The sequence below is a fragment of the Streptomyces sp. NPDC021212 genome (assembly GCF_044332925.1).
Classification (GTDB): domain Bacteria; phylum Actinomycetota; class Actinomycetes; order Streptomycetales; family Streptomycetaceae; genus Streptomyces.
This window is the reverse complement of the sequence record NZ_JBIRPZ010000003.1, coordinates 611,444-633,777: the sequence shown is the minus strand read 5'-3', so window position 1 is coordinate 633,777 and position 22,334 is coordinate 611,444. Positions and strand designations below refer to the sequence as shown.

Here is a 22,334-nt window from a genome sequence, read left to right as displayed (position 1 = left end):
TCCCCGGCTGCGGTGCCGGACCCGGCGGCGCACCCGCCAGCCCCGGCGGCCCCGAGCGCAGTACCGGGCTCGGCCGCGCATCCGGCACCCGCCCCGGCACGGCCCCCGGGGGCGTACCCGACCCCGGGCTCGTACCCGGCTCCGGCAGCGACGCGGTCCCCGGCTGCGGTGCCGGACCCGGCGGCGCACCCGCCAGCCCCGGCGGCCCCGAGCGCAGTACCGGGCTCGGCCGCGCATCCGGCACCCGCCCCGGCGCGGTCCCCGGGCTCGTACCCGGCTGCCGACTCGTACCCGGCCTCGGGTGCGGTACGGCCCCCGGGCTCCTGTCCAGCCCCAGGGTCGTACCCAGCCCCAGACTCAGTGCGGTCCCCAGGCTCGTACCCGGCTCCGGACGCGTATCCGGCCTCGGCCCCGGCGCGGCCCCCGGCCGTCTGACCGGCCCCGCGCCCGGCGCCGGACTCGGCGCGGCCCCCGGGCTCAGGCTCGTACCCGGTGCCAGCCCCGGCGCGGCCCCCGGCCACGCCTCCGGCCCCGGACCCGGCGCGGTTCCCCGGCTCGTACCCGGCCCCGGGGCCGGCGCCGAAACTCGCCCCCGCCCCGGGGCCGAATCCGCTTCGGGTGTCGAGCGCCTGGCGGTGCAGGCGTTGCAGCTCCTCCCCCGGTTCGATGCCCAGCTCCTCGGCGTACCGCTGCCGGGTGGCGCGGAACAGGGCGAGGGCGTCGACCCGGCGCCCCGACCGGCACAGCGCCTCCATCAGCAGGGCCACCGAGCGCTCGCGCAGCGGGTGTTCGGCGACGAGCGCGGACAGCTGGGTGACGGCCTCGTGGTGGCGCCCGGCTCGTACGTCGATCGCGGCGCACTCCTCCACCGCGGCCCGCCGCTCCTCCTCCAGCCCGGCCCCGACGGTGTCGGACAGCCAGTCGCCCGCCACGTCGGCGAGTGCGGGTCCGCGCCACAACTGGAGCGCGGCGCGCAGCAGTTCCGCGGCCCGGTCGTCGTGCTCCGCACGGGCCTCGCGCACCAGGTCCCGGAAGCGGTGCAGGTCGACCGCCGCACGCGGGGCGGTGAGGCAGTAGCCCTTGGCGGAGGTGGTCAGTTCGGCCTCGGGCAGTGCGGCGAGGATGCGGCGCAGCTTGGATATCTGGACCTGGACGGCGTTGCGCGCCGAGCCCGGCGGGTCCTCGCCCCACACGGCCATCACCAGCCGGTCGACGGAAACCACCCGGCCCGGTTCCAGCAGCAGCATCGCCAGAACGGAACGCTGTTGCGCGGCGGTCGGGCCCAGCAGCTGGTCGTCCCGCCATATCCCCACGGGCCCCAAGAGGCGTAACCCGGTCCCGTCCACGCGCTGCCCCCGTCGGTACCAGAGATTCACTTCGACAATGCAGCCTACCCACCGGCCAGGTCAGCGAGGCATCAGCCGCACATCAGCGGCTCGTAGGACGCTGGGCATCATGACCACGGCCGGACGCACCCGCCGCAGCCCCCGGATAGGGGATCTCGTCTACGACATCGAGCGCGAGGCCATCGGCCGCGTGGCGTACATCGACACCGGTGGCAATATCGCGTGGGTCAAGCCGCGCAACGGCGGCCCCGAGTGGACCGCGCTCCCCGAGCAACTGCGTCCGGCGGCGGATGGAGAGGGCTGACCACCCTCCCCTGATTCGGGTGTCCCGTGTTCTGCCACGGGGGGAGGACGCGGGGCACCGATGCTGTGAACAGGCCGGACACGACCGCGGCCCTGCCCCGATTCAGGAGGGCAGGGCCGCGGGGGCGTGGGGTGTCAGGCAGGCACGTGCTCCTTGGCCGTGTCACTGTCACGCTGCTCGGGGAGCGCCTTGGTGTCGGCGTCCTCGGAGCCGTCGGCGGCCGGGCCGTGGCCGCCGCCGTTCGCCGCGAAGGCCGCGGTGTCGAACGGCAGCTCTCCGGCGAGGACCTGCTTCATCCGGTCCTTGTCGATCTCCTTGGTCCAAGTGCCGACCAGGACGGTGGCGACCGCGTTGCCCGCGAAGTTGGTGAGGGCGCGGGCCTCGCTCATGAAGCGGTCGACGCCGACGACCAGGCCGACGCCGCCGACCAGGTCGGGCCGGTGCGACTGCAGACCGCCCGCGAGGGTCGCCATACCGGCGCCGGTGACACCGGCCGCGCCCTTGGAGGCGACGATCATGAACAGCAGCAGGGATATCTGCTCGCCGATCGCGAGCGGCTTGCCCATGGCGTCGGCGATGAACAGCGACGTCATGGTCAGGTAGATCGCGGTGCCGTCCAGGTTGAAGGAGTAGCCGGTCGGCACGGTGATGCCGACGACGGGACGGCTGACGCCCGCGTGCTCCATCTTGGCGATCAGCAGCGGCAGCGCCGACTCCGAGGAGGACGTCGAAAGGATCAGCAGGAACTCCCGCGCCAGGTACTTCAGCAGCGAGAACAGGTTCACGCCGGCCACCAGGCGCAGGATCGTGCCGAGCACGACGAACACGAAGAGGATGCAGGTGGTGTAGAAGCCGATCATGATGACGGCCAGCGCCTTGAGCGCGTCCAGACCCGTCTCGCCGACCACCGCGGCGATCGCGCCGAAGGCACCCACCGGGGCCAGCCACATGACCATCGACAGCAGCTTGAAGACGAGCTGCTGTATGTGGCCTATGCCGCGCAGCACCGGCTCACCGGACTTGCCCATGGCCTGCAGACCGAAGCCCACGAGGAGGGCGACGAACAGGGTCTGGAGCACCTGCTCCGAGGTGAACGCGGAGACCAGGGTGGTGGGGATGATGCTCAGCAGGAACCCGGACAGGCCCTCGGTCGTTCCGCTCTCGACCTGCTCGTGACCGGTCTTCGCCACTTCCTGGCTGAAGTGCAGCCCGCTGCCGGGGTCGAGGATGTTGCCGACGATGAGGCCGATGCCGAGGGCGACGGTCGACATCACCATGAAGTAGCCGAGCGCGAGACCGCCGACCTTGCCGACCTTGGCGGCCTTCCGTACCGAACCGACGCCGAGCACGATCGTGCAGAAGATGACCGGCGAGATCAGCATCTTGATCAGGTTCACGAAGCCGTCGCCGATGGGCTTCAGCTCGACCGCCGTGTCGGGGGCGACGAAGCCCACGAGGATCCCCAGCGCCACCGCGCCGATCACAGCGAGGTAGAGGTAGTGGATCTTTTCCTTCTTCTTCGCCTTCGGCCGCTCCGGCTCTGTACGTCCCGATGCGGGCGGCGTGATCTCCGCAGCCACGGTGCTGCCTCCTTCTCTATGGCCGTCCAACTGTCCCGGCGCTGTACCGTGTGCGGCTCGCACACCGCCTTGAACGGTTCCGGCGACTATGCCCGACGCCTGTGACGGGGGTCACCCTTCCGTTCATTTCGTTCACACAAAGATTCGTGTGCAGACTGATGGACATGCGCATCCCCCACCCGCGGAGCCTGGCCGGGCAGCTCTTCGCGATGCAGGTCGTGCTGGTCGCCGCGCTGGTGGCCGGATGTGCCGTCTTCGCGTACATCACCGACCGCAACCAGGCCACGGCCGCCGCGCGCAGCCAGGCGACGGCTGCCGCCGCTGCGATCGCCGACTCCCCCTCGGTGGCCGATGCCGTACGGACCGACGACCCCACCGCCCGGCTCCAGCCGTACGCGGAGAAGGTGCGCCGGGACACCGGCGTCACCTTCGTGACCATCATGAACCCGCGTGGCATCCGTTGGACACACCCCGATCCGTACAGGATCGGGGAGCGCTACCTCGGCCACATCGAACCCGCGCTGCGCGGCCGGATCTTCCCCGAGACGTACACCGGCACCCTCGGCGCCTCGGTGCGGGTGATCGCCCCGGTGCGCGACCAGCGGGCCGGGGGCCGGATCACCGCGCTGGTCAGCGCTGGGATCACGGTGGAGACCATCAGCGCCCAGGTGCGGCGCCAACTGCTGGCCCTGCTCGGCGTCGCGGCCGGCGCGCTCGCCGTCGGGGGCCTGTGCGCGTACGTCATCAACGCCCGGCTGCGCCGCCACACCCACGGTATGAACGCCACCGAGCTGAGCCGCATGCACGACTACCACGAAGCGGCGCTGCACGCGGTGCGCGAGGGGCTGCTGATGCTGGACGGGCAGCGGCGGATCGCGCTCATCAACGACGGCGGCCGGGAGCTGCTCGGGCTGCCCGACAACGCGGTCGGCCGCTACGTCTCCGAGCTGGGCCTGCCCAGCCCGCTCACCGGAGCCCTGCTGGCCGCCGAGCCGCGCGTGGACGAACTGCATCTGACCGCGGAGCGGGTCGTGGTCGTCAACACCTCCCCGGTGAGCAGCGGCGAACAGCGTGGCACGGTCGTCACGCTGCGCGACCACACCGAGCTGCAGGCGCTGTCCGGCGAGCTGGACTCCGTACGCGGCTTCGCCGAGGCGCTGCGTTCCCAGGCCCATGAGGCGGCCAACCGGCTGCACGCCGTCGTCTCGCTGATCGAGCTGGGCCGGGAGGACGAGGCGGTCGAGTTCGCGACGGCCGAGCTGGAGCTGGCCCAGGCCCTCACCGACCAGGTGGTGGCGGCCGTCGCCGAACCCGTGCTGGCCGCGCTGCTGCTGGGCAAGGCTGCCCAGGCCAGCGAGCGCGGCGTCGAACTCGTCCTCACCCCCGACAGCCGTATCGACGACGGTCTGCTGCCGCCCGGGCTGGCCGCCCGCGACCTGGTGACCATCGTCGGCAACCTCGTCGACAACGCGATCGACGCCGCCACCGAGGGCGTCGGCAGCGGCGCCGCCCGCAGCGCCCGCGTCACGGTCACCGTCCACGCGGAAGACGACGAGCTGACCCTGCGCATCGCGGACACCGGCGCCGGTCTCGACCCGGCGGCGACCGAGGACGCGTTCCGCCGCGGCTGGTCCACCAAGTCGCAGGGCCGCGGCCTGGGACTGGCCCTGGTCCAGCAGGCCGTACGGCGCAACGCGGGCACCGTGGACGTGGCCGGAGCGCCCGGCTCCGGCGCCGAGTTCACCGTCCGCCTGCCGCTCGCCACCGGGGCCCCCGCGCCGTGAGCGCCCGCCGATGACCGGGCCCGGGACCACGCCCGGGACCACACCCGTCGGATTCACCGGGCCGTAACCCTGGCCACCCTTCATTACGCTCCGTAAATTGGGCCCCCGAGCTTTTTGCCTGCCCCTGATCTACCCGCCCCCGACCTGCACGCCGCTGATCCGCCCGCCCCCGAGCTGCACGCCGCTGATCTGCCCGCCCCGAGAGGAACCCGACCCATGAGCCCGCCGCAGGCGAACTCGGCGACCCCGACCCCGGGGCCGATCCGGGTACTCGTCGTCGAGGACGACCCCGTCGCGGCGGACGCGCACCGGATGTACGTCGAGCGCGTCCCCGGATACGCCGTCGTCGGCACCGCGCGCACGGGCAGTGACGCCCAGCGGCTGCTGGAGCGGACACCCGCCGACCTCATCCTCCTGGACCTCTACCTGCCCGACGGGCACGGCCTCCAGCTGGTGCGGGCGCTGCGCGCGGCCGGGCACGCGGCGGACGTCATCGCCGTCACCTCGGCCCGGGACCTCGCCGTGGTCCGGGACGGGGTCTCGCTCGGGGTCGTCCAGTACGTGCTGAAACCGTTCACCTTCTCCACCCTCCGCGACCGGCTCATGCGGTACGCCGAGTTCCGGTCGACCGCGGGCGAGGCCAGCGGGCAGGACGAGGTGGACCGGGCGCTGGCCGCGCTGCGCGCACCGCAGCCCGCCTCGATGCCCAAGGGCCTGACCCAGGCCACCCTGCACGCGGTCACCGAGGCGCTGCGCGGCGCCGATGACGGCGTCTCGGCCGCGGCGACGGCGGAGGCGGTGGGGATCTCACGGATCACCGCGCGCCGCTATCTGGAACACCTGGTGGAGGCGGGCCGCGCCGTCCGCACTCCGCACTACGGGCAGATCGGACGCCCGGAGCTGGTCTACCGCTGGCTCAACGAGCACTGAACACCCTGCCGGGCGAAACGCCGAGCGCGTCCACCGGGCGACCATTAGGAAAGTTTCCTATCCGCCATCTTGTCGCAGACATGACGGCTCGCTACGTTCAGTCGCACATCCCCCAGGAGGACGCCCCATGCAGCTCCCCCGGCGACACCACAGACGCACCCTGGCCGCCGCGGCCACCGGGCTGGCCGCCCTGCTCACCACGGGCGCGGCCACCACCGCGCAGGCCACGTCCCACCCCCAGGCGACGGCCGCGGCCGTCGGCCAGACCGGTCCGTATCTCTACCTCGGCTGGGGCAACCCGCCCAAGGCCACGGACGTGATGTCGGCGACCGGCACCCGGCAGTTCACGATGGCGTTCATGCTCTCCGACGGCGGCTGCGCCCCCAAGTGGGACGGCTCCCGCGCCCTCACCGGCGGCACCGACCAGTCCACCATCAACGCCATCCGCGCGGCCGGTGGCGACGTCACCATCTCCTTCGGCGGCTGGAGCGGCAACAAGCTCGGCGAGAAGTGTTCGTCCGCTTCCGCACTCGCCGCCGCGTATCAGAAGGTCATCGACGCGTACCGGCTCAAGGCGATCGACATCGACATCGAATCGACCGAGTTCGAGAACGCGACGGTCCGGCAGCGGGTGATCGACGCGCTGAAGACCGTGAAGCAGAAGAACAGCGGCATCAAGGTGTACGTCACCTTCGGCACCACCACGACCGGGCCCGACGCCAACGGCACCGACCTGGTCAAGCGCGGCGCAAGGGCCGGGCTCGACGTGGACGGCTGGACGGTCATGCCGTTCGACTTCGGGCAGGGCTCCGTCGACATGGCGGCGGCCACCAAGTCGGCGGTCGACGGCCTGAAGACCACCGTCGCGAGCGCCTACGGCCTCTCCTCGGACGCCGCCTACCGCAAGGTCGGCCTCTCCTCGATGAACGGCAAGACGGACGTCGCGGGCGAGACGGTGACCCTGGCGAACTTCAATTCCATGATCTCGTACGCCAAGAGCCACCATCTGGCCCGGGTCAGCTTCTGGTCCCTCAACCGCGACCGCAAGTGCGGCTCCGGCACGGACGCCGACGCGTGCAGCGGCATCAACCAGGGGACGTACGACTTCACCAAGGCGCTCGCGGGCTATACCGGCTGAACTGCCGCTCACCGCACCCGAGTTCGACCGACAACATCCCGGTTCACGGGGATTGACCTTGCGTTGAGGGCGACCTTACGGTCGGCCCGCAGCCCATAGAGGCCAGCAAGGAGGTCGTGCCGTGCGCCCCACCACCGCCCCACTGATCCTCACCGCCGCCGCCCTCGTCGCCACCGCCGGGCTCACCGCCTGCGGTGGCGGCTCGGGCAGCGACCCGGACACCGTCAAGGTCGCGTACAACCGCAGCACCGACAACAAGATCCGCTTCAAGGACAACCACCTCGCCGCGGTGAAGAAGCAGTTCGAGAAGGCGAACCCCGGCAAGAAGGTCAAGCTGATCCCGATCCAGGCGCAGGACAACGACTACGCCACCAAGGTCCAGCAGATGATGCGGTCCCCGAAGACCGCGCCCGACCTGGTCTACGAGGACACCTTCCGGATCAACGCGGACATCAAGGCGGGCTATCTGCGGCCGCTGGACGACTATCTGGCCAAGTGGAAGAGCTGGGACCAGTTCGTCGACACGGCGAAGACGGCGGCCAGGGCCGAGGACGGCAAGACGTACGGCGTCCCGGACGGCACCGACACCCGCGGGCTGTGGTTCAACAAGGACATCTTCGCGAAGGCCGGGCTGCCCACCGACTGGGCGCCGAAGAACTGGGACGACATCCTGAAGGCCGCCCGCGCCATCAAGAAGAAGGTCCCCGGCGTCACTCCGCTCAACGTCTACACCGGCAAGGCCCCGGGCGAGACCTCCGTCATGCAGGGCTTCGAGATGCTGCTCTACGGTACGGGCAAGGCGGGCGCCGAACCGCTCTACAACCCCCAGGCGAAGAAGTGGGTCACCGGCGGCCAGGGCTTCCGGGACGCCCTCGCCTTCCAGCGGACCGTCTACTCCGAGAAGCTCGGCCCCGACATCTCCGACGCCCTCGACCCCAACGTCGGCACCACCGTCTTCAGCGAATGGCTGCCCGAGGGCAAGCTCGCCATCGCCCTCGACGGCTCCTGGCTCGGCCAGAACTGGCTGAAGACCGGCGGCAAGCCATGGCCCGAGTGGTCGAAGACCCTCGGCCAGGCCCCGATGCCGACGCAGCACGGCCAGGCGCCCGGCAAGGTCAGCATGTCCGGCGGCTGGACGTGGGCGATCAGCTCGAAGTCCAAGAACCCCGATCTGGCCTGGAAGTTCATCGAGCAGTTCCAGACCAAGGAGAACGCGGTCCGGTGGGACATCGTCAACGCCCAGATCGCCGTCCGCGAGGACGTGGCGAAGGACCCCGCATACCTCTCCTCCATGCCCGGCATCCGCTTCTTCACCGGCCTGGTGAAGTACACCCACTACCGCCCGGCGCTCCCCGTGTATCCCCAGGTCTCCTCGGCCATCGGCGAGGCCATGGAGGCGGCGACCACGGGTGACTCCTCGCCGAGCGGCGCGGCGAAGCGTTACGACGAGCAGCTGAAGTCCGTCACCGACGGCGCCGTGGGCCGATGACCACCGCGGCCAAGGTCCCGGTGGCGGTCTCCCCCGTACGCCGGGGCCGCCCCCTGCGCTGGCTCCCCCTCGCCCCCGCGACCGCCCTGCTGCTGCTCTTCCTCGGCGGGCCGATCGCGTACTGCTGCTACATCGCGTTCACCAACATGCAGCTGACCGGCACGGCCACCACGGAGTTCACCGGCCTCGCCAACTTCCGCCGCGCCTTCGGGGACGACGACTTCCGCAACGCGGTCGTCCTCACCCTCGTCTTCACGGTCGTCTCGTCCCTCCTCGGCCAGAACACCCTGGGCCTGGCCCTGGCCACCCTGATGCGGCGCGCCTCCAAGCCGGTGCGCACGCTGATCGGGTCGGTCGTGGTCGCGGCCTGGGTTCTCCCCGAGATCGTCGCGGGCTTCCTGCTCTACGCGTTCTTCCGCCGCGAGGGCACGCTCAACGCGCTCCTGGACGGACTGGGCCTGCCGTCCCAGAACTGGCTCTACACCCTGCCCATCCTCGCCGTGTCGTTCGCCAACGTCTGGCGCGGCACGGCCTTCTCGATGCTCGTCTACTCCGCCGCCCTGTCGGAGATCCCCCAGGAGATCACCGAGGCGGCGGAGGTCGACGGCGCGGGCGGCCCGCGCCGCTTCTGGCATGTCACCCTGCCGATGATCCGCCGCTCCATCGGCACCAACCTGATGCTCAACACCCTGCAGACGCTGTCGGTGTTCGGCCTCATCTGGGCCATGACCCGCGGCGGCCCCGGCAACCGCAGCCAGACGCTGCCCGTGTTCATGTACGACCAGGCGTTCAACAAGTCCCTGATCGGCTACGGCACGGCGGTGGCGCTGTTGCTGCTGCTGGTGGGTGCTGCGTTCTCGGTGGTGTATCTGCGGTTGATGCGCGAGGAGGTCTGACGTCCACCGGGGCGGTGACGGGTCCCGCCTCTCGTACGCCGAGGCCGGACCCGGGGGCCGCGAGCGCGGCCCCCGTCAGCGCCGCCGAGACCAGCAGGGTGCACAGCGCGGCCGTGGAGGTCTTCGACGGCATCGTCATCAGCCCGCCCGCGAGGGCAGCTGCTTGTTGCCGTCGACGACCGCGCGCTGGGTGATGGCACTGGTGAAGGTGACCGTGCCGACCTTGAACACCCCGCTCTCGTCGGGCTTGACCTGGACGCTGCGCTCACCGAGGAATTCCAGGCTCTTCTTGTCGAAGATCCACTCGGTGCGCCGGCCGTCCTGTTCGTTCAGCCGCGCCACCGCGATCCCGTGACGGCCCGTGGCGTCGACCGCGTCGTCCACCGTGACGACCCCGGGGATCCTGGCCGCGGCCCGGTAGATGGCGGCGGTGAGCTTCGCGGGCGGGTAGCTCTCGGTCAGCAGATCGCCGAGGGCGACGAAGGCCGCCTGGTCGTGGGGGACCTCCTTGTCCCGGTTCTTCTCGACGTCCTGGTTGATCTGCTTCAGCAGTGCGTCGGGGGTGGTGGGCAGCTTGGCGAGGCTGTCGTACGCCGAGCTGCTCGCGTATTTGCCGGCCAGGGTGATGCCCTCGTCGCCGGTCTCGCCTTGCTCGATCAGCCAGCCGTCCTTTCCGTCGCGGGACTGCCAGACCTGACGGTCGTGCAGCTCCTGGCTGACCACCGTGGTCCTGTCGTCCACCGTCCTGGGGTACGTGTTGGCCACCTTCGAGGCGATGTAGACGAACTGGCCGTCGCGCACCGTGGGCCCGGAGGCCTCGGCGGCGGCCAGTGAGATGCGGTCCAGCAGCTGGGGGCCGCCCTTGGCGTCGACGGTGCCGAGCGGTGTCGTCAGCGCGGGGCCGGTGGCCAGGGGCGTCGTACCGTCCCCGCTGTTGTCTCCGTACAGGGCGAAGCCGCCGGCGACCGCGCCGGCCAGGGCGCAGGCCGCGGCGGGCAGCAGGATCGTCCGCCGGAGGAACGGGTTGCGCTGCCGCACGGGGGTGGGGGCAGGGGTTCCGGTGTTCCGGATGTCGTCACGGATCTGGGCCATCAGGTGCTCCTTGTGCAACGCATGGCGGCCCGCCGGCAGACCCCGCTCCTCGGTGTCCCGAAGCTCTCGGGCCTCCGGCCACTCAGCCGGGTGCGGCTGGGAGGGGCTGGCGTTCATCGGTTTCCTTCCTCTGCGGACCGGATCGCGTAGCCGCGATCACCTCTTGTCTGCCGGGCGGGAGAGGTGAGTTCCCGTTTTCGCACCTGAAGTTCGGCATCGGCGAGTTTGCGCAGCTTGGTACGGGCGCGCGACAGTCTGGAGCGGACGGTTCCGATGGGGATGCCGAGGGTGCGGGCGACGTCGGCGTACTCCATGCCCTCCCACAGGCACAGCGTCAGCACCTCGCGCTCGGCGCGCTTCAGCGAACCGAGCGCGGTCAGCGTGGCGTTGATGCGCCGCCGGTCGTCCACCCGGCCCGCCGTCTCCTCGGCGTGGTCCGGAATCCGCTGGGCCTCGGGCCCCGCCTCGGCGGCAGCGGCGGCAGCGGCCCGGTAGCGCCGGTTGCTACGGCAGTGGGAGCGGGCGACGTTGGTGGCGACCCCCAGCAGCCAGGGCCGCAGCGAACCCCCTTCGGCCTCGACCGACGCACGGCGCCGCCACGCCTCCAGGAACGTCGCCGACATGACGTCCTCGGCCACGGACCAGTCGGCCGTCAGCCGGAAGGCGTGGTTGTAGACCGCGCGCGCGTAGTCGTCGAACAACTCCGCGAAGGCGCCCGGATCCCCGGCCCGCACCCGGGTTCGCATCTCTGTGGTCACACCTTCAACTGGCGTGCCGCGGCAGGTGAGTTCCGGTGACGTGCGTCACATCCCGGAGTCGGCGCCGGCGATCCGGTCGAGCCATTCCCGCATGAGGGCGCTCTCGGACGCCGTCAGGGCGTTGGTGCGCGGCAGTACGGCGCGGAGGGTGACGGCGGCCGCGGCGGGTCCGGGCTCGGGGGCGGCGGGGGCGTCGGTGGTGATCGCGGCAAGGACCGCCTCGCGGGCGGCGCGGGAAAGCTCCGGGTCGCGCGCGCCCTCGGGCGTGGCGATGAGCGCGAGCGTCGTACCGGATCCGGCGGCGTGCACGAGGGCCGCGGCGCGGTCCTCGGGGATGCGCAGCCGGCCCGCCTCGGCGATGCGCCGGATGTGCCCGGCGAGCACGTCGAAGGCGGCGAGGGCCGCCGGGGAGGACGCCCCGGAGCGCTGCTGACCGTACATCAGCCCGTACAGCGCCGGGTTGGCCAGACCGAGGCCGACGTGGAGATCCCAGCCGGCGCGGAGATCCTCGACCGGGTCGCCGGTGGGCTCCGCGGCGGTCTTCTCGGCGAGGTACGCGGCGAAGCCGTGCGCGACGACGGCGTCGAGCAGGCCCTGCTTGTCGCCGAAGAGCCGGTAGATGGTCGGCGGCTGCACCCCGGCCGCGGTGCTCACCGCCCGGGTCGAGACCGCGTCGGACCCTCCTTCGGCGAGCAGCCGGGCGGCGGCCGCGACGATGCGTTCCCGGTGTCCGTCAGTCTCCATGTTTCCAACGATAACAGGATCGCGTTAGCGACCCTTCGTTTCCGGTGCTACGCTTCCGACGTTATCACTGGAAACACGAAGGGATGCATCGTGATCATCATCACCGGAGCCAACGGCAAGCTGGGCCGGGCGGTCGCCGAGCGACTGCTGGAACGCGTCCCCGCCGAGGAGATCGGCGTCAGCGTGCGCGACGTGGAGAAGGCACACGACCTCGGCGACCGGGGCGTTCGGGTCCGCCGCGGCGACTTCACCGACCCGTCGAGCCTCGCGCACGCCTTCGAGGGCGCCTCGCAGGTCCTGCTCGTCTCCACGGACACCACCGGCGAGACGGCCCTACGCGCGCACCGCGCGGCCATCGAGGCCGCGGCGGCGGCCGGGGCGGGCCGCATCCTCTACACCAGCCACATGGGCGCGGACCCGTCCTCGCCCTTCGCGCCGATGCCCGACCACGCCGCCACCGAGGCGGCGTTGCGGGCGTCCGGCGTCCCGTTCACCTCGCTGCGCAACGGCTTCTACGCCTCGACGACCCTGATGCTGCTCGGCGCCGCCCTCGACACGGACGAACTGGCCGCACCCGAGGACGGCCCGGTCGCCTGGACCGACCACGCCGACCTCGCCGAGGCGGCGGCCCTCGCCCTCACCGGAGGTTGTGACGACTTCGACGGCGCGACCCCCGCCCTCACCGGCCCCGAGACGATCGATCTGGCCGGTGTCGCGGCCCTCGCCACGCGGCTCACGGGCCGCCCGGTCCGCCGAGTCGTCGTCTCCGACGCCGACTACCGCGCGCGCCTGCTGGCCCACGGCCTGCCCGAGGCGCAGGCCGACCTGCTCGTCGGCCTGTTCGCGGCGAGCCGCCGGGGCGACTTCGCCCCGGCCGACCCGACACTCGCCCGCCTGCTGGGGCGGCCGACGACTCCCCTGGCGGACATCCTGAAGGCGGGCCTGAAAGAGACGGCCACGCCGACCGGATGAAACGGCCCTATGCCGAGTGCTCGACGTACTCGAAGACGACGCCGCCGGGGTGCCGCACGATCGCGTTGCGGCCGGTCGGCACGTGGTTCGGCCCGGACAGAAGCTCACCGCCATGAGCGTCGAGCAGTTCCGGCAGCCCGTCCAAATCGTCCACGAGGACCGTGCTCTGCACCTGACGGAACGGGGCTAGCGCTTCATCGCTGCCGGCCACCACCAGAAAGCCGCCGATGCTCGCGACCTCAACACCGCCATGGTGGAATCGCATACGCGTCTCCTGGCCGGTCAAACTGCGCAGCGTGGGCAGCGCACGGTCCATGTCGTCCACGTACAGCCGGGCCAGCGTCGCCAGCGTCCTCATCCTGCCCCTCCCGAGGTCAATTCGATTTTTCTCGCATTGTCCCTGCGCCGGACCGAACGCGACGCCCGCTGGCGGGGCGGGTCAGGGTCCGGCGGAGACGGGGGTGCGGGACAGGGCGGTGCGCAGGGCGAAGGCGCCGAGCAGACCACCTGCCGTGAACCGTTGGGCGGCCATGACGCGGGGCCGGGCGGCCAGGAACCCCGAGACCCGTGCCGCACCCAGCATGATCAGCGCGTTCACGGTGACCGCCACGACAATCTGCACGCCACCGAGCTGGAGCAACTGCGCCCAGGCCGGGCCTCCCTGAGGGTCCAGGAACTGGGGCAGCAGCGCGGCGTACATCAGAGCGATCTTGGGGTTGAGCAGGTTGGTCAGCAGCCCCATCGAGAACAGGCGGGCGTCGGAGACCGGGGGCAGATCCTGATCCGGGGCGAAGGGCGAGCGGCCGCCGGGCTTGACCATGCCCCAGGCGAGGTAGGCCAGGTAGGCAGCCCCGGCGAGCTTGACCACCGTGAACGCCACCGGCACCGCGGCGAACAACGCGGACAGGCCCGCGGCCGCGGCCAGCAGGTAGCACAGGAACCCGACGGCGGTCCCGCTGAGGCTGACCAGGCCCGCCCGTCGGCCTTGGGTGATCGCGCGGGAGACGAGGTGGACCATGTTCGGTCCCGGAATCAGGACCATGCCCAGTTCCACCAAGGCCACCCCTCCCACCGCGGTCAGAGTGATCACCGGTCAACCTCCTGGTCGCTCCTGACTGGCCTGCTGCAGTTTACGGCCCTGCCGCCCGGGACCTACCGATCGTTTGCGCGCGATGTGACTCACCAGTTGGTAGTAAAGAGTTCGCCAAGAAGGGCCAGATCGGCCACGTGCGGCGGCCCTATCTTCTTCCCTCGTGACCAGTCGGCGACGCTCAACTCACCACCCATTCGACCTTCTTGATGAAGGAGTAGTTGTGGAACGTCGCAATTTCCTGCGCGGAGCAGTCATCGGAGCCTCCGCCGCCGCCTTCGGCGGCACCCTCATGCACGGTGCCGCCTACGCGGCCCCCGCGCAGACGGGCCCCGGCCCGTACGGTGCTCTGCTCGCTGCCGACGCCAACGGCATCGCGCTGCCCAGCGGCTTCACCAGCCGGGTGATCGCCCGGTCCAGCCAGACGGTGTCCGGCACCTCGTACACCTGGCACAGCGCTCCCGACGGCGGCGCCTGCTTCGCCGACGGCTCGGGCTGGATCTACGTCTCCAACTCGGAGATCAACCCCAGTGGCGGCGCGAGCGCCGTCAAGTTCAACTCCTCGGGCTCCATCACCGGCGCCTACCGCGTCCTGTCCAACACCCGGCAGAACTGCGCGGGCGGCGCCACCCCGTGGAACACCTGGCTGTCCTGCGAGGAGGTGTCCCGCGGCTACGTCTACGAGACCGACCCGTGGGGCGTGAACGCCGCCGTCCGCCGTGACGCCATGGGCCAGTTCAAGCACGAGGCGGCCGCCGCCGACCCGGTGCGCAAGGTGATCTACCTGACCGAGGACGAGACGGACGGCCGCTTCTACCGGTTCGTCCCGACCACCTGGGGCAACCTGGCCTCCGGCCAGCTCCAGGTGCTGGTCGCCGGCACCGCCACCTCCGGATCGTTCAGCTGGGCGAACGTGCCCGACCCCGACGGCTCCCCCACCGTCACCCGCGACCAGGTCTCGGCCGCCAAGATCTTCAACGGCGGCGAGGGCTGCCACTACGCCAACGACACCGTCTGGTTCACCACCAAGGGCGACAACCGCGTCTGGCAGCTCAACCTGGCCAACAGCACGTACGAACTCGCCTACGACGACAGCCTGGTCAAACCCGGGCCGGCGCCCCTGACCGGCGTCGACAACGTCACGGGCTCCTCCTCCGGCGACCTGTTCGTCGCCGAGGACGGCGGCAACATGGAGATCTGCATCATCACCCCGGACGACATCGTCGCGCCGTTCCTGCGCATATCCGGCCAGTCCGGCTCGGAGATCACCGGCCCGGCCTTCTCTCCCGACGGCAAGCGGCTGTACTTCTCCAGCCAGCGCGGCACGACGGGCAGCTCGTCGGCCGGCATCACCTACGAGGTCACCGGGCCGTTCCGCGCCTCGGCCTGATCGTGATCCGGTGATGGTTGGGCGGTACGGCGGTGCCGCCCAACCATCAGGATCGGGGGTCTCGCTCGTTGAGCGCGTCGAACTTGCGTACCTCATTGCGCATGCGCGGGCCCCACTTGGCGAAGAGCGCCATGACCTCCGGTGTGGCAAGGTGCCGATCGAGCGCCTTCTGGGAGGCCCACTGCTCGAGCACCGTGACGGTCCCGGCCGCCGCGTCCTCCACGCAGAACGAGATCAGTACGTTTCCCGGATTCGCCGCAGCGATCGGGTAGGTGGCCTGCGCCTCGGCGATGAACGTCTCGATGTCGTCGGCAGGGACGAAGACCCGGCCGGCAACGATGATGGACGTCTGCTCCATGTTCAACGTTTCTACCTTCGCCTTCCGATGCGGAGCGGGACCGGCCCCGCGCCCGTGCAAGGTAGACCCTGACGTCAGCGTCAGCCGCAAGAGCCCAGTTGTGCCGCCCCGATCCGCCCGCCGACGAGGGCATCCCGGAAGTCCGCCCAGGCGGCGGGGGTGAGGCGGAGTATCGGCCCGCCGGGGTGCTTCGAGTCGCGTATCGCCACGGTGCCAGGCATGTTGGTCGCCACCTCCACGCATTCGCGATCGGCAGTGCTGAAGCTGGACTTGCGGTACACCATCCCGGTCACCGCTCAACCCTCCCGTGCAACCGCGGCCTGGAAGGCCGCCCATGCGGCAGTCGTGAAGCGGAGTATCGGCCCGTCCGGGTTCTTGGAGTCGCGTATCGCCACGGCGGCGGGGATGTTGGTCGCCACCTCGACGCATTCGCGCTCGGGGTCGCTGTAGCTGGACTTGCGGAAGGTGAAATCAGACATCGTCACAGTTCTCTACTGAGGCGGGTGATGAGTTCCAAGGAGTCGCGCTCACTGAGGGCTCGCGTGGCGATTCTCTCGAACAACTCGTCGTGCTGTGCAGCCGCTTCCCCGCCTTCCACCCAGAGCCGGTTGAACGGGACTTCCATGTAGACCACGTCCATGGCGCCCGGCTCGGCAAACGAGATGATGTTGAAGGTGCAGTTCATCCCGTGACGGGCTCCCGTGCTGAACGGAAGCACCCTCAAGCTAACGCTGTCCTTCGCTGCCGCGTTGGCCAGATGGTCCAGTTGCTCCCGCATCACATCCGCGCCACCGATCAGGTTCCGCAACGCGGCCTCGTAGACCACCGCCCGCAGTGAGAGCTGCGGCGGCTCGTCGAGGCGCCGCTGGCGTGCGAGCCGCGCCGCAACGAACTGCTCGTGGTCGCTACCTTCCGCCGATGGGGCGTCATCGCGAAGTGCGTGAATGTAGGTGGGAGTCTGCAGCAGTCCTGGGATGAAGGTCAGCTGCCATGCCTTGATGGCGGTCGCCGCGCTCTCCAGAGCGACGTACTCCTGCATGTCGCCGAGGTTCGGGAACTCGTTCCACCAACCCTTCGCCTTGCGACGCTCGCGGTCGACGCGGGCCAGCTCCAGCAGCCCGCCCACGACCGCCGGATCGCTCACGCCGTACAACTCGCACAGCGCACGGATGTCCGGGTCCCGCATCGGAACCCAGCCGCCCTCCATCTTCGCGACCTTGGTCGTGGACCCGGTGAGGGCCTTGGCGGCGTGGGTCTGCGTCAGGCCCGCCGCCGCGCGGAGCATCGTCAGCTCCCCGCCAAGCCTGCGTCCCAGAACGGTCGAGGTGCTGTTCCCCTGCATGGGCTGACTCGTCGTCACGCGCACAGTCTGTCGGCCTCCAACCGCCGCCGCAAACCAGATCGGGGGAATTCCTCCAAGAGGAACTTGTGCGGATGTCGCACCCAAGGCTACGGTCCGTGATGAACCGCTTGCACAGGGACGTCAGTTGGCGGATGTGCTCCGCCCTGCCCGCACGGAGGTACGCGATGGAACTCGCGCCCCAAGACCCCGTCGTCCACGAGGACCGCATCGACTACGTCCCGACGCCGATAAGCGTGACCCGCGCCCGGCGGCACGCCGCACGGTCGCCGAGTGGGGCCACCCCGCACTGGCCGACGACGTCGCGCTCATCGTCTCCGAGCTGGCAGGCAACGCCGTACGGTACGGCCGCATCCCCGGGCGACTGTTCCGCGTCCACCTCACGCTGACGAAAACCGCGCTGCGCATCGCCGTCGCCGACCCAAAGGGCGAACGGCTCCCCCAGCCCCGTCAGCCCACCCCCGACGACCGGCACGGCCGCGGGTTGCTCATCGTCCGCGCGCTCGCGACCCGCTGGGGCGTACGGGAGCGCACCGTCGGCAAGGAGATCTGGGCCGAACTCGACCTGACCACCTCGCTCCCCACCGACCAGTGCTCCGACAAGCCGTAGTCAGCCGCGTTGTCGGCGAGCGCGCAGGGCGGCCCAGTGGCGCAGGTGCTCGGTGATCTGGGCCTCGTAGCCGTTACGGGTGGGCTGGTAGTACGTCTCGCGGTCCATACCGCTGGGGAAGTAGTCGGCGCCGGAGAAGCCGTCGGCGGTGTCCGGGTCGTACTGGTAGTCCTTGCCGTAGCCGAGGTTCTTCATCAGCCGGGTCGGGGCGTTGAGGATGTGGGCGGGTGGCATGAGTGAGCCGGTGCGGCGGGCGGCGCGGTGTGCGGCGTTGAAGCCGCGGTAGACGGCGATGGATTTGGGGGCGGTGGCGAGGTAGACGACGGCCTGGGCGATCGCCAGCTCGCCCTCGGGGGAGCCGAGCCGCTCGTACACGTCCCAGGCGGCGAGAGCCTGCTGGACGGCGTGCGGGTCGGCCATGCCGATGTCCTCGTTCGCGAAACGGACCAAGCGGCGGGCGACGAACAGAGGGTCCTCGCCGCCGTCGAGCATGCGGACGAGCCAGTACAGGGCCGCGTCCGGGTCGGAGCCTCGCATCGACTTGTGCAGCGCGGAGATCAGGTTGTAGTGGCCCTCCTGCGCCTTGTCGTACAGCGGGGCGCGTTGCTGGATGTGGTGGGCGAGCGCGGTGGTGTCCATGGTGGTTTCGGTGTCGGGGAGGGCCTGGAGCTGTTCGGCCATGTTGAGGAGGTAGCGGCCGTCGCCGTCGGCCATGGCGATCAGGGCGCGGCGGGCGTCGTCGTCCAGGGGCAGCCGGTGGCCGGTGAGCTGCTCGGCGCGGTGGAGCAGCGTGGACAGGGCGGCTTCGTCGAGGCGTTTGAGGACGAGGACCTGGGTGCGGGAGAGGAGGGCGCCGTTGAGTTCGAAGCTCGGGTTCTCCGTGGTGGCGCCGATCAGGGCGATCGTGCCGTCCTCGACGTAGGGAAGGAAGCTGTCCTGCTGGGCGCGGTTGAAGCGGTGGATCTCGTCGACGAACAGCAGGGTGCCCTGGCCGATGCCACGCCGGCTTCGTGCGGCGACGAAGACCTTCCGCAGCTCGGCCACGCCGGAGAAGGTGGCCGACACCGGTTCGAAGGCCAGGTTGCTGCCGTCCGCGAGGAGCCGGGCGATGGTCGTCTTCCCGACGCCGGGCGGCCCCCACAGGATGGCGGAGCCGAGGCGCTGCTGGGCGACCATGCGGCCCAGCGGGGCGTCCGGGGCCAGGAGGTGGTCCTGTCCGACGACATCTTCCAGCCGTGTGGGGCGCAGGCGGTCGGCAAGTGGCCGGGCGGGCTCCTCGTCGAAGAGCGGCAGGGTCGGTTCCATCGGTCTCTCGGATCGGTGGCGGACATGTGCGGGCGTGGCGAGCCTTGCACGGGGCACTGACAGGCGTTGGCTCAGCCGCTGGTGGGAAGGCTCGTGGTGCTCATCGGGCTCGGGGGCGGTCGCGTCGTGGCAGCCGCTCGACGACGAGGTCGTAGGAGTCTTCGACCGCCTCGGTGACCAGTCGCTCGGTGATGCCGGGGCCCGGCCCCAGCGAGATCCAGTGCCGTTTGTCGAGATAGCGGCCCGGTGTGATCGAGGCGTAGCCGTGTACGTGCGCGCGGGCGTGTTCGGGTTCGCACTTGACCGTGATGATCTGCTCGTCCGGGTCGTCGGTGACGATCAGGAACACCTTGCCCGCGACCTTGTACACGTCGAGTCCGGGGGTGAAGGGGCGTCCGTGGCTGACGTCGGGGAGGGCCAGGGCCGCCCGGCGGGCGGTGTCCTGGAGCCGGTCACCGTCCGCGCTCACCGGGCCGCTCGCGTTCCGCTGCCGTAGGTGTGCGGGTCGACGGGCTGCTCGGCCCTGGGCAGGTGAGCCACGACGAGCCGGTAGGACTCGGTGACGAGCTCCCTGACGAGCGACTCGTCGATGCCGTCCCCGCCCTCCAGCGTGATCCAGTGCTTCTTGTTCATGTGGTAACCGGGGGTGATGTGCCTGTTGTGTTCCCGCAGGGCGAGGGCCTCGCCGGGGTCCGACTTGAGGATCACGACGGGACGCCCGGGGACCTCGGTCATCAGCATGAACACCTTGCCTCGTACCTTGAAGACCTCCCAGTCGGGGCCGAAGGGATGCTCCAGCTGGGCTCCGGGAAGTTCCTCGGCGCTGTCGGCGGCGGTCTGCTGCAGGGTCGGTCCGTTCATGGGGCGTTGTCTTCCTTGATGGGGTGACGGGGTGCGGCGTCGAAGGACGCGGAGGGCGTGCCGCGCGGTCGCGGCGGCACAGCCCATCCTTTCCCTGAACCAGACGAAACGGGCAGTAGGCTGCGGACACGTGATGGTCGACAAGCGACACCCCGGGCCGAGCGGCCAGGCCGGACCGGCCGCGGTTCCGCTGTACGGTTTCCAGCCCCCGGTCGGCACTCCGTACGGGCTGGAGGTGAGTACCATCGAGGACTTCTTCGCCCAGCACGACGACTGGCCGTGGAACCCGCCCCGTCCGGGCCGCGCCACCTTCCACTACCTCATCCTGGTCACCGAGGGTGAGCTGCGGCACGACGTCGACTACGTCACGCGGACCGTCGCCCCCGGCCAGTGGCTGTGGGTGCGTCCCGGACACACGCAGTGCTGGCATCCGCCCGGCGCCGCCCGCGGCCCGTTCATCTTGTTCGAGCCCGACGTGCTGCGGTCCGACATCGCCCGCCTCCTGGCCCCGCTCACCGCGCACGAGGCCCCTGCCGTACTGAGCCCGCACCCCGGCGACGCCGCCTGGCTCCAGCAGACAGTCCTCCAGCTCCTGGACGAACACCGAGCCCTCGGGCGCCGCCCCCTCGATGTCCACCACGCCCTGCGCCGCAGCCTGCTCGAATCACTGCTGCTGCGCCTCGCCAGCGCCCCCGGCATCACCCCCACCGACACGTCGGCCGGCACGGGCCGCGGTGACACGTACGGACGGTTCGTGGACGCCCTTGAGCTGCACTTCCGCGAACTGCACCGGGCCGCGGACTACGCCGAACTGCTCGGCTGCTCGGTCCGTACCCTCAGCCGCGCCGCCCGGGACACCACCGGCAAGGGGGTGCGTGAGCTCATCGACGAGCGGCGCCTCCTCGAAGCCCGGCGCCTGCTGGGAGGCGCCCGGTGGGACGCCCGGGCTGTGTCTGTTCATCTCGGTTTCTCTGATCCCGCGAACTTCGGCCGCTTCTTCCGCGGACACACCGGTCTCACCCCGGCCGCCTTCGCGGCCGACGAAGGGAGGACCGGTACGTGAGGCGAGCGCGGCGGAGGCCCGCCCCCCCACATGGCCGACCCGGACCTGCTGCCGCAGCGGACCGTCACGACCCGACCGGCCGAGCCGGAGAGTCGAGCGCCTCGCACGCCTCTGGACAGCGGCGGGATACCGGTGTGCCTGACGGAGAGGGCGGTGGCGCCGTGGAGGTTCCGGATCAGGCCCTGATCGGTGCGGCGATGAAGTCGTCCAGGGCGGTTTCGGCCGCCTCCAGGGCGTCGGCTCCGTTGTCGATCGTGTCGTAGGCCACGCGCGCCGTGGCGTCCTCGACACCGCAGTACCGGGAGATACCGGCGGTCAGGTGGTGTTCGAGCAGCCCGTGCACGCCGCCCTCGACGAAGGTGTCCTCCGCTCCGCCCGCCAGGCCCAGCCACAGCAGGCGCTTGCCGCTGAGCCGGGACGGGCGTACACCGTACGCGAAGCCGTGGTTCCAGACCCGGTCGATCCAGCCCTTGAGGAGGGCCGGGAGGCCGTACCACCAGACGGGGAAGATCACGACGATCTCGTCGGCGGCCTCCACGCGCCGCATGTGCGCGCGAACCTCGGCCGAGTAGACCTTCCCGGGCGTGGAGAAGTCGGGTTCGTCCTCGAGGGACATCCGCGGGTCGAAGCCCTCCGTATGCAGGTCGAGGAAGTCAACCGTGCGGCCGCCGGCCTCCAGCCGGCGCAGGGCCCGGTCGGCGACCTGCGCGGTGAGGGACGACTCGCGCGGGTGGGCGAGAACAAGCAGGGTGTGCATGGAATGCCACATTTCCGGTGGTGGGGATCGCTCCGGCTCGAAGGCCCGTAGGCCCCGTCGCGGTCAGGAAGCGATCTTTTCGGTCACGGTCTGGGAGAAGGCCCAGTTGGAGTGCACGATGCGCCACTGGCCGTCGATGAGCTGGTAGCCGTGGGAGGCGTTCCAGGAGCGCAGCTGCTTCTCCTTGCCGTTCTCGTCGAGGACGTAGGTGTGCAGGTTGTACGCCAGGACGGCGACGTCACCTTCGTCGCTGACGTGCACCTGCGGGTTGAGGTATTCGCTACGCACGATGTGCGGGTTGGAGTAGAGGGAGTTGATCCATGCGATGACCTTGTCCCGGCCGACCAGAATGTTCTCGAGGATCGGGTCGAAGTAGCTGACCTCGTCGGCGAACGCGTCGAGGTAGCCGGTGTTGTCGCCGGCGCTCCACCGCTCGTTGAACGACTTCTCCAGTTCGATGATGGTCTTGCTGATTTCTTCCTTGTGGACGCCCATGGCGTTTCCTCT

Annotated in this window: 26 protein-coding genes; 10 read left to right on the top strand and 16 right to left on the bottom strand. The window is 70.6% G+C overall.

Annotated elements, in window-relative coordinates; all coding sequences use genetic code 11:
• The coding region (locus ACH4SI_RS11165) for a BTAD domain-containing putative transcriptional regulator (RefSeq protein ID WP_398295084.1) at nucleotides 1–1,313 on the bottom strand (1,313 nt) is incomplete at its 3' end.
• A 142-nt stretch (nucleotides 1,314–1,455) separates the two neighbouring features.
• Between ACH4SI_RS11165 and ACH4SI_RS11160 the strand changes: the two genes are divergently transcribed.
• Nucleotides 1,456–1,650, top strand: coding sequence for a hypothetical protein (locus tag ACH4SI_RS11160; protein WP_398295082.1), 195 nt, complete (start codon nucleotides 1,456–1,458; stop codon nucleotides 1,648–1,650).
• 134 nt (nucleotides 1,651–1,784) lie between these two features.
• Here ACH4SI_RS11160 and ACH4SI_RS11155 read toward each other — a convergent pair whose 3' ends face one another.
• Nucleotides 1,785–3,230, bottom strand: a complete 1,446-nt coding sequence (locus tag ACH4SI_RS11155) for a cation:dicarboxylate symporter family transporter (RefSeq protein ID WP_398295080.1) — start codon at nucleotides 3,228–3,230, stop codon at nucleotides 1,785–1,787.
• A gap of 164 nt (nucleotides 3,231–3,394) precedes the next feature.
• Between ACH4SI_RS11155 and ACH4SI_RS11150 the strand changes: the two genes are divergently transcribed.
• The 5 genes from ACH4SI_RS11150 (at nucleotide 3,395) to ACH4SI_RS11130 (ending at nucleotide 9,467) form a co-directional block, all read left to right on the top strand.
• Entirely contained in the window at nucleotides 3,395–5,014 is a 1,620-nt protein-coding gene (locus ACH4SI_RS11150) for an ATP-binding protein (RefSeq protein WP_398295078.1), read from the top strand.
• A 216-nt stretch (nucleotides 5,015–5,230) separates the two neighbouring features.
• Nucleotides 5,231–5,944, top strand: coding sequence for a response regulator (locus ACH4SI_RS11145; protein ID WP_398295076.1), 714 nt, complete (start codon nucleotides 5,231–5,233; stop codon nucleotides 5,942–5,944).
• Between the two features lie 127 nt (nucleotides 5,945–6,071).
• Nucleotides 6,072–7,082, top strand: coding sequence for a chitinase (locus ACH4SI_RS11140; RefSeq protein ID WP_398295074.1), 1,011 nt, complete (start codon nucleotides 6,072–6,074; stop codon nucleotides 7,080–7,082).
• Nucleotides 7,083–7,203: 121 nt separating this feature from the next.
• Nucleotides 7,204–8,571 carry an ABC transporter substrate-binding protein gene (locus ACH4SI_RS11135; RefSeq protein WP_398295072.1) on the top strand — a complete coding sequence of 456 codons (1,368 nt, stop codon included), beginning with the start codon at nucleotides 7,204–7,206 and terminating at the stop codon, nucleotides 8,569–8,571.
• The gene (locus tag ACH4SI_RS11130; RefSeq protein WP_398295070.1) at nucleotides 8,568–9,467 is read left to right on the top strand and encodes a carbohydrate ABC transporter permease; all 900 of its coding nucleotides are present in this window, start codon (nucleotides 8,568–8,570) and stop codon (nucleotides 9,465–9,467) included. Before ACH4SI_RS11135 ends, ACH4SI_RS11130 begins: the two co-directional genes overlap by 4 nt.
• 138 nt (nucleotides 9,468–9,605) lie before the next feature.
• Here ACH4SI_RS11130 and ACH4SI_RS11125 read toward each other — a convergent pair whose 3' ends face one another.
• From ACH4SI_RS11125 to ACH4SI_RS11115, 3 genes are read right to left on the bottom strand one after another with little or no spacing between them, the layout of a single operon-like run.
• Nucleotides 9,606–10,676 (bottom strand): CU044_5270 family protein, encoded by a 1,071-nt coding sequence (locus tag ACH4SI_RS11125; protein ID WP_398295068.1) that lies wholly within the window; start codon nucleotides 10,674–10,676, stop codon nucleotides 9,606–9,608.
• A complete protein-coding gene (locus ACH4SI_RS11120; RefSeq protein ID WP_398295066.1) occupies nucleotides 10,673–11,305 on the bottom strand; it encodes an RNA polymerase sigma factor in 633 nt (210 codons plus the stop codon). The genes ACH4SI_RS11125 and ACH4SI_RS11120 overlap by 4 nt, the downstream gene beginning before the upstream one ends.
• Before the next feature lie 57 nt (nucleotides 11,306–11,362).
• The gene (locus ACH4SI_RS11115; protein ID WP_398295064.1) at nucleotides 11,363–12,061 is read right to left on the bottom strand and encodes a TetR/AcrR family transcriptional regulator; all 699 of its coding nucleotides are present in this window, start codon (nucleotides 12,059–12,061) and stop codon (nucleotides 11,363–11,365) included.
• 90 nt (nucleotides 12,062–12,151) lie between these two features.
• Here ACH4SI_RS11115 and ACH4SI_RS11110 point away from each other — a divergent pair, with 90 nt between their 5' ends.
• Nucleotides 12,152–13,033, top strand: a complete 882-nt coding sequence (locus tag ACH4SI_RS11110; protein ID WP_398295062.1) for an NAD(P)H-binding protein — start codon at nucleotides 12,152–12,154, stop codon at nucleotides 13,031–13,033.
• Between the two features lie 7 nt (nucleotides 13,034–13,040).
• Here the strand turns inward: ACH4SI_RS11110 and ACH4SI_RS11105 are convergent, their stop codons facing one another.
• Entirely contained in the window at nucleotides 13,041–13,391 is a 351-nt protein-coding gene (locus ACH4SI_RS11105; protein WP_398295060.1) for a VOC family protein, read from the bottom strand.
• 81 nt (nucleotides 13,392–13,472) lie between these two features.
• Nucleotides 13,473–14,123, bottom strand: a complete 651-nt coding sequence (locus tag ACH4SI_RS11100) for a LysE family translocator (protein ID WP_398295058.1) — start codon at nucleotides 14,121–14,123, stop codon at nucleotides 13,473–13,475.
• Between the two features lie 223 nt (nucleotides 14,124–14,346).
• On the opposite strand from ACH4SI_RS11100, the gene ACH4SI_RS11095 reads away from it, so the two are divergent.
• Nucleotides 14,347–15,513 carry an alkaline phosphatase PhoX gene (locus tag ACH4SI_RS11095; RefSeq protein WP_398295056.1) on the top strand — a complete coding sequence of 389 codons (1,167 nt, stop codon included), beginning with the start codon at nucleotides 14,347–14,349 and terminating at the stop codon, nucleotides 15,511–15,513.
• A 46-nt stretch (nucleotides 15,514–15,559) separates the two neighbouring features.
• Here the strand turns inward: ACH4SI_RS11095 and ACH4SI_RS11090 are convergent, their stop codons facing one another.
• From ACH4SI_RS11090 to ACH4SI_RS11075, 4 genes are all read right to left on the bottom strand, one after another.
• A complete protein-coding gene (locus tag ACH4SI_RS11090; protein WP_398295054.1) occupies nucleotides 15,560–15,871 on the bottom strand; it encodes a putative quinol monooxygenase in 312 nt (103 codons plus the stop codon).
• A gap of 80 nt (nucleotides 15,872–15,951) precedes the next feature.
• Complete coding sequence (locus ACH4SI_RS11085) at nucleotides 15,952–16,155, bottom strand: DUF397 domain-containing protein (RefSeq protein WP_398295247.1); 204 nt, start codon at nucleotides 16,153–16,155, stop codon at nucleotides 15,952–15,954.
• A gap of 12 nt (nucleotides 16,156–16,167) precedes the next feature.
• Entirely contained in the window at nucleotides 16,168–16,350 is a 183-nt protein-coding gene (locus ACH4SI_RS11080; RefSeq protein ID WP_398295052.1) for a DUF397 domain-containing protein, read from the bottom strand.
• Nucleotides 16,351–16,352: 2 nt separating this feature from the next.
• Nucleotides 16,353–17,231, bottom strand: a complete 879-nt coding sequence (locus ACH4SI_RS11075) for a helix-turn-helix domain-containing protein (protein ID WP_398295049.1) — start codon at nucleotides 17,229–17,231, stop codon at nucleotides 16,353–16,355.
• A gap of 136 nt (nucleotides 17,232–17,367) precedes the next feature.
• Here ACH4SI_RS11075 and ACH4SI_RS11070 point away from each other — a divergent pair, with 136 nt between their 5' ends.
• The gene (locus tag ACH4SI_RS11070; protein ID WP_398295245.1) at nucleotides 17,368–17,841 is read left to right on the top strand and encodes an ATP-binding protein; all 474 of its coding nucleotides are present in this window, start codon (nucleotides 17,368–17,370) and stop codon (nucleotides 17,839–17,841) included.
• Here the strand turns inward: ACH4SI_RS11070 and ACH4SI_RS11065 are convergent, their stop codons facing one another.
• From ACH4SI_RS11065 to ACH4SI_RS11055, 3 genes are all read right to left on the bottom strand, one after another.
• Nucleotides 17,842–19,146 carry a replication-associated recombination protein A gene (locus ACH4SI_RS11065; protein ID WP_398295047.1) on the bottom strand — a complete coding sequence of 435 codons (1,305 nt, stop codon included), beginning with the start codon at nucleotides 19,144–19,146 and terminating at the stop codon, nucleotides 17,842–17,844. It abuts the gene before it with no gap.
• Between the two features lie 100 nt (nucleotides 19,147–19,246).
• Nucleotides 19,247–19,615 (bottom strand): MmcQ/YjbR family DNA-binding protein, encoded by a 369-nt coding sequence (locus ACH4SI_RS11060; RefSeq protein WP_361478450.1) that lies wholly within the window; start codon nucleotides 19,613–19,615, stop codon nucleotides 19,247–19,249.
• Complete coding sequence (locus ACH4SI_RS11055) at nucleotides 19,612–20,007, bottom strand: MmcQ/YjbR family DNA-binding protein (protein WP_361478453.1); 396 nt, start codon at nucleotides 20,005–20,007, stop codon at nucleotides 19,612–19,614. Before ACH4SI_RS11055 ends, ACH4SI_RS11060 begins: the two co-directional genes overlap by 4 nt.
• Before the next feature lie 130 nt (nucleotides 20,008–20,137).
• Here ACH4SI_RS11055 and ACH4SI_RS11050 point away from each other — a divergent pair, with 130 nt between their 5' ends.
• Nucleotides 20,138–21,070: a helix-turn-helix domain-containing protein gene (locus tag ACH4SI_RS11050; RefSeq protein WP_398295044.1), complete on the top strand. Its 933-nt coding sequence runs from the start codon at nucleotides 20,138–20,140 to the stop codon at nucleotides 21,068–21,070.
• A 175-nt stretch (nucleotides 21,071–21,245) separates the two neighbouring features.
• Here the strand turns inward: ACH4SI_RS11050 and ACH4SI_RS11045 are convergent, their stop codons facing one another.
• Both ACH4SI_RS11045 and ACH4SI_RS11040 read right to left on the bottom strand, forming a co-directional pair.
• The gene (locus ACH4SI_RS11045) at nucleotides 21,246–21,827 is read right to left on the bottom strand and encodes an NAD(P)H oxidoreductase (protein ID WP_398295042.1); all 582 of its coding nucleotides are present in this window, start codon (nucleotides 21,825–21,827) and stop codon (nucleotides 21,246–21,248) included.
• A 63-nt stretch (nucleotides 21,828–21,890) separates the two neighbouring features.
• Entirely contained in the window at nucleotides 21,891–22,322 is a 432-nt protein-coding gene (locus ACH4SI_RS11040) for a nuclear transport factor 2 family protein (protein ID WP_361478462.1), read from the bottom strand.
• Between the last annotated feature and the right edge of the window lie 12 nt (nucleotides 22,323–22,334).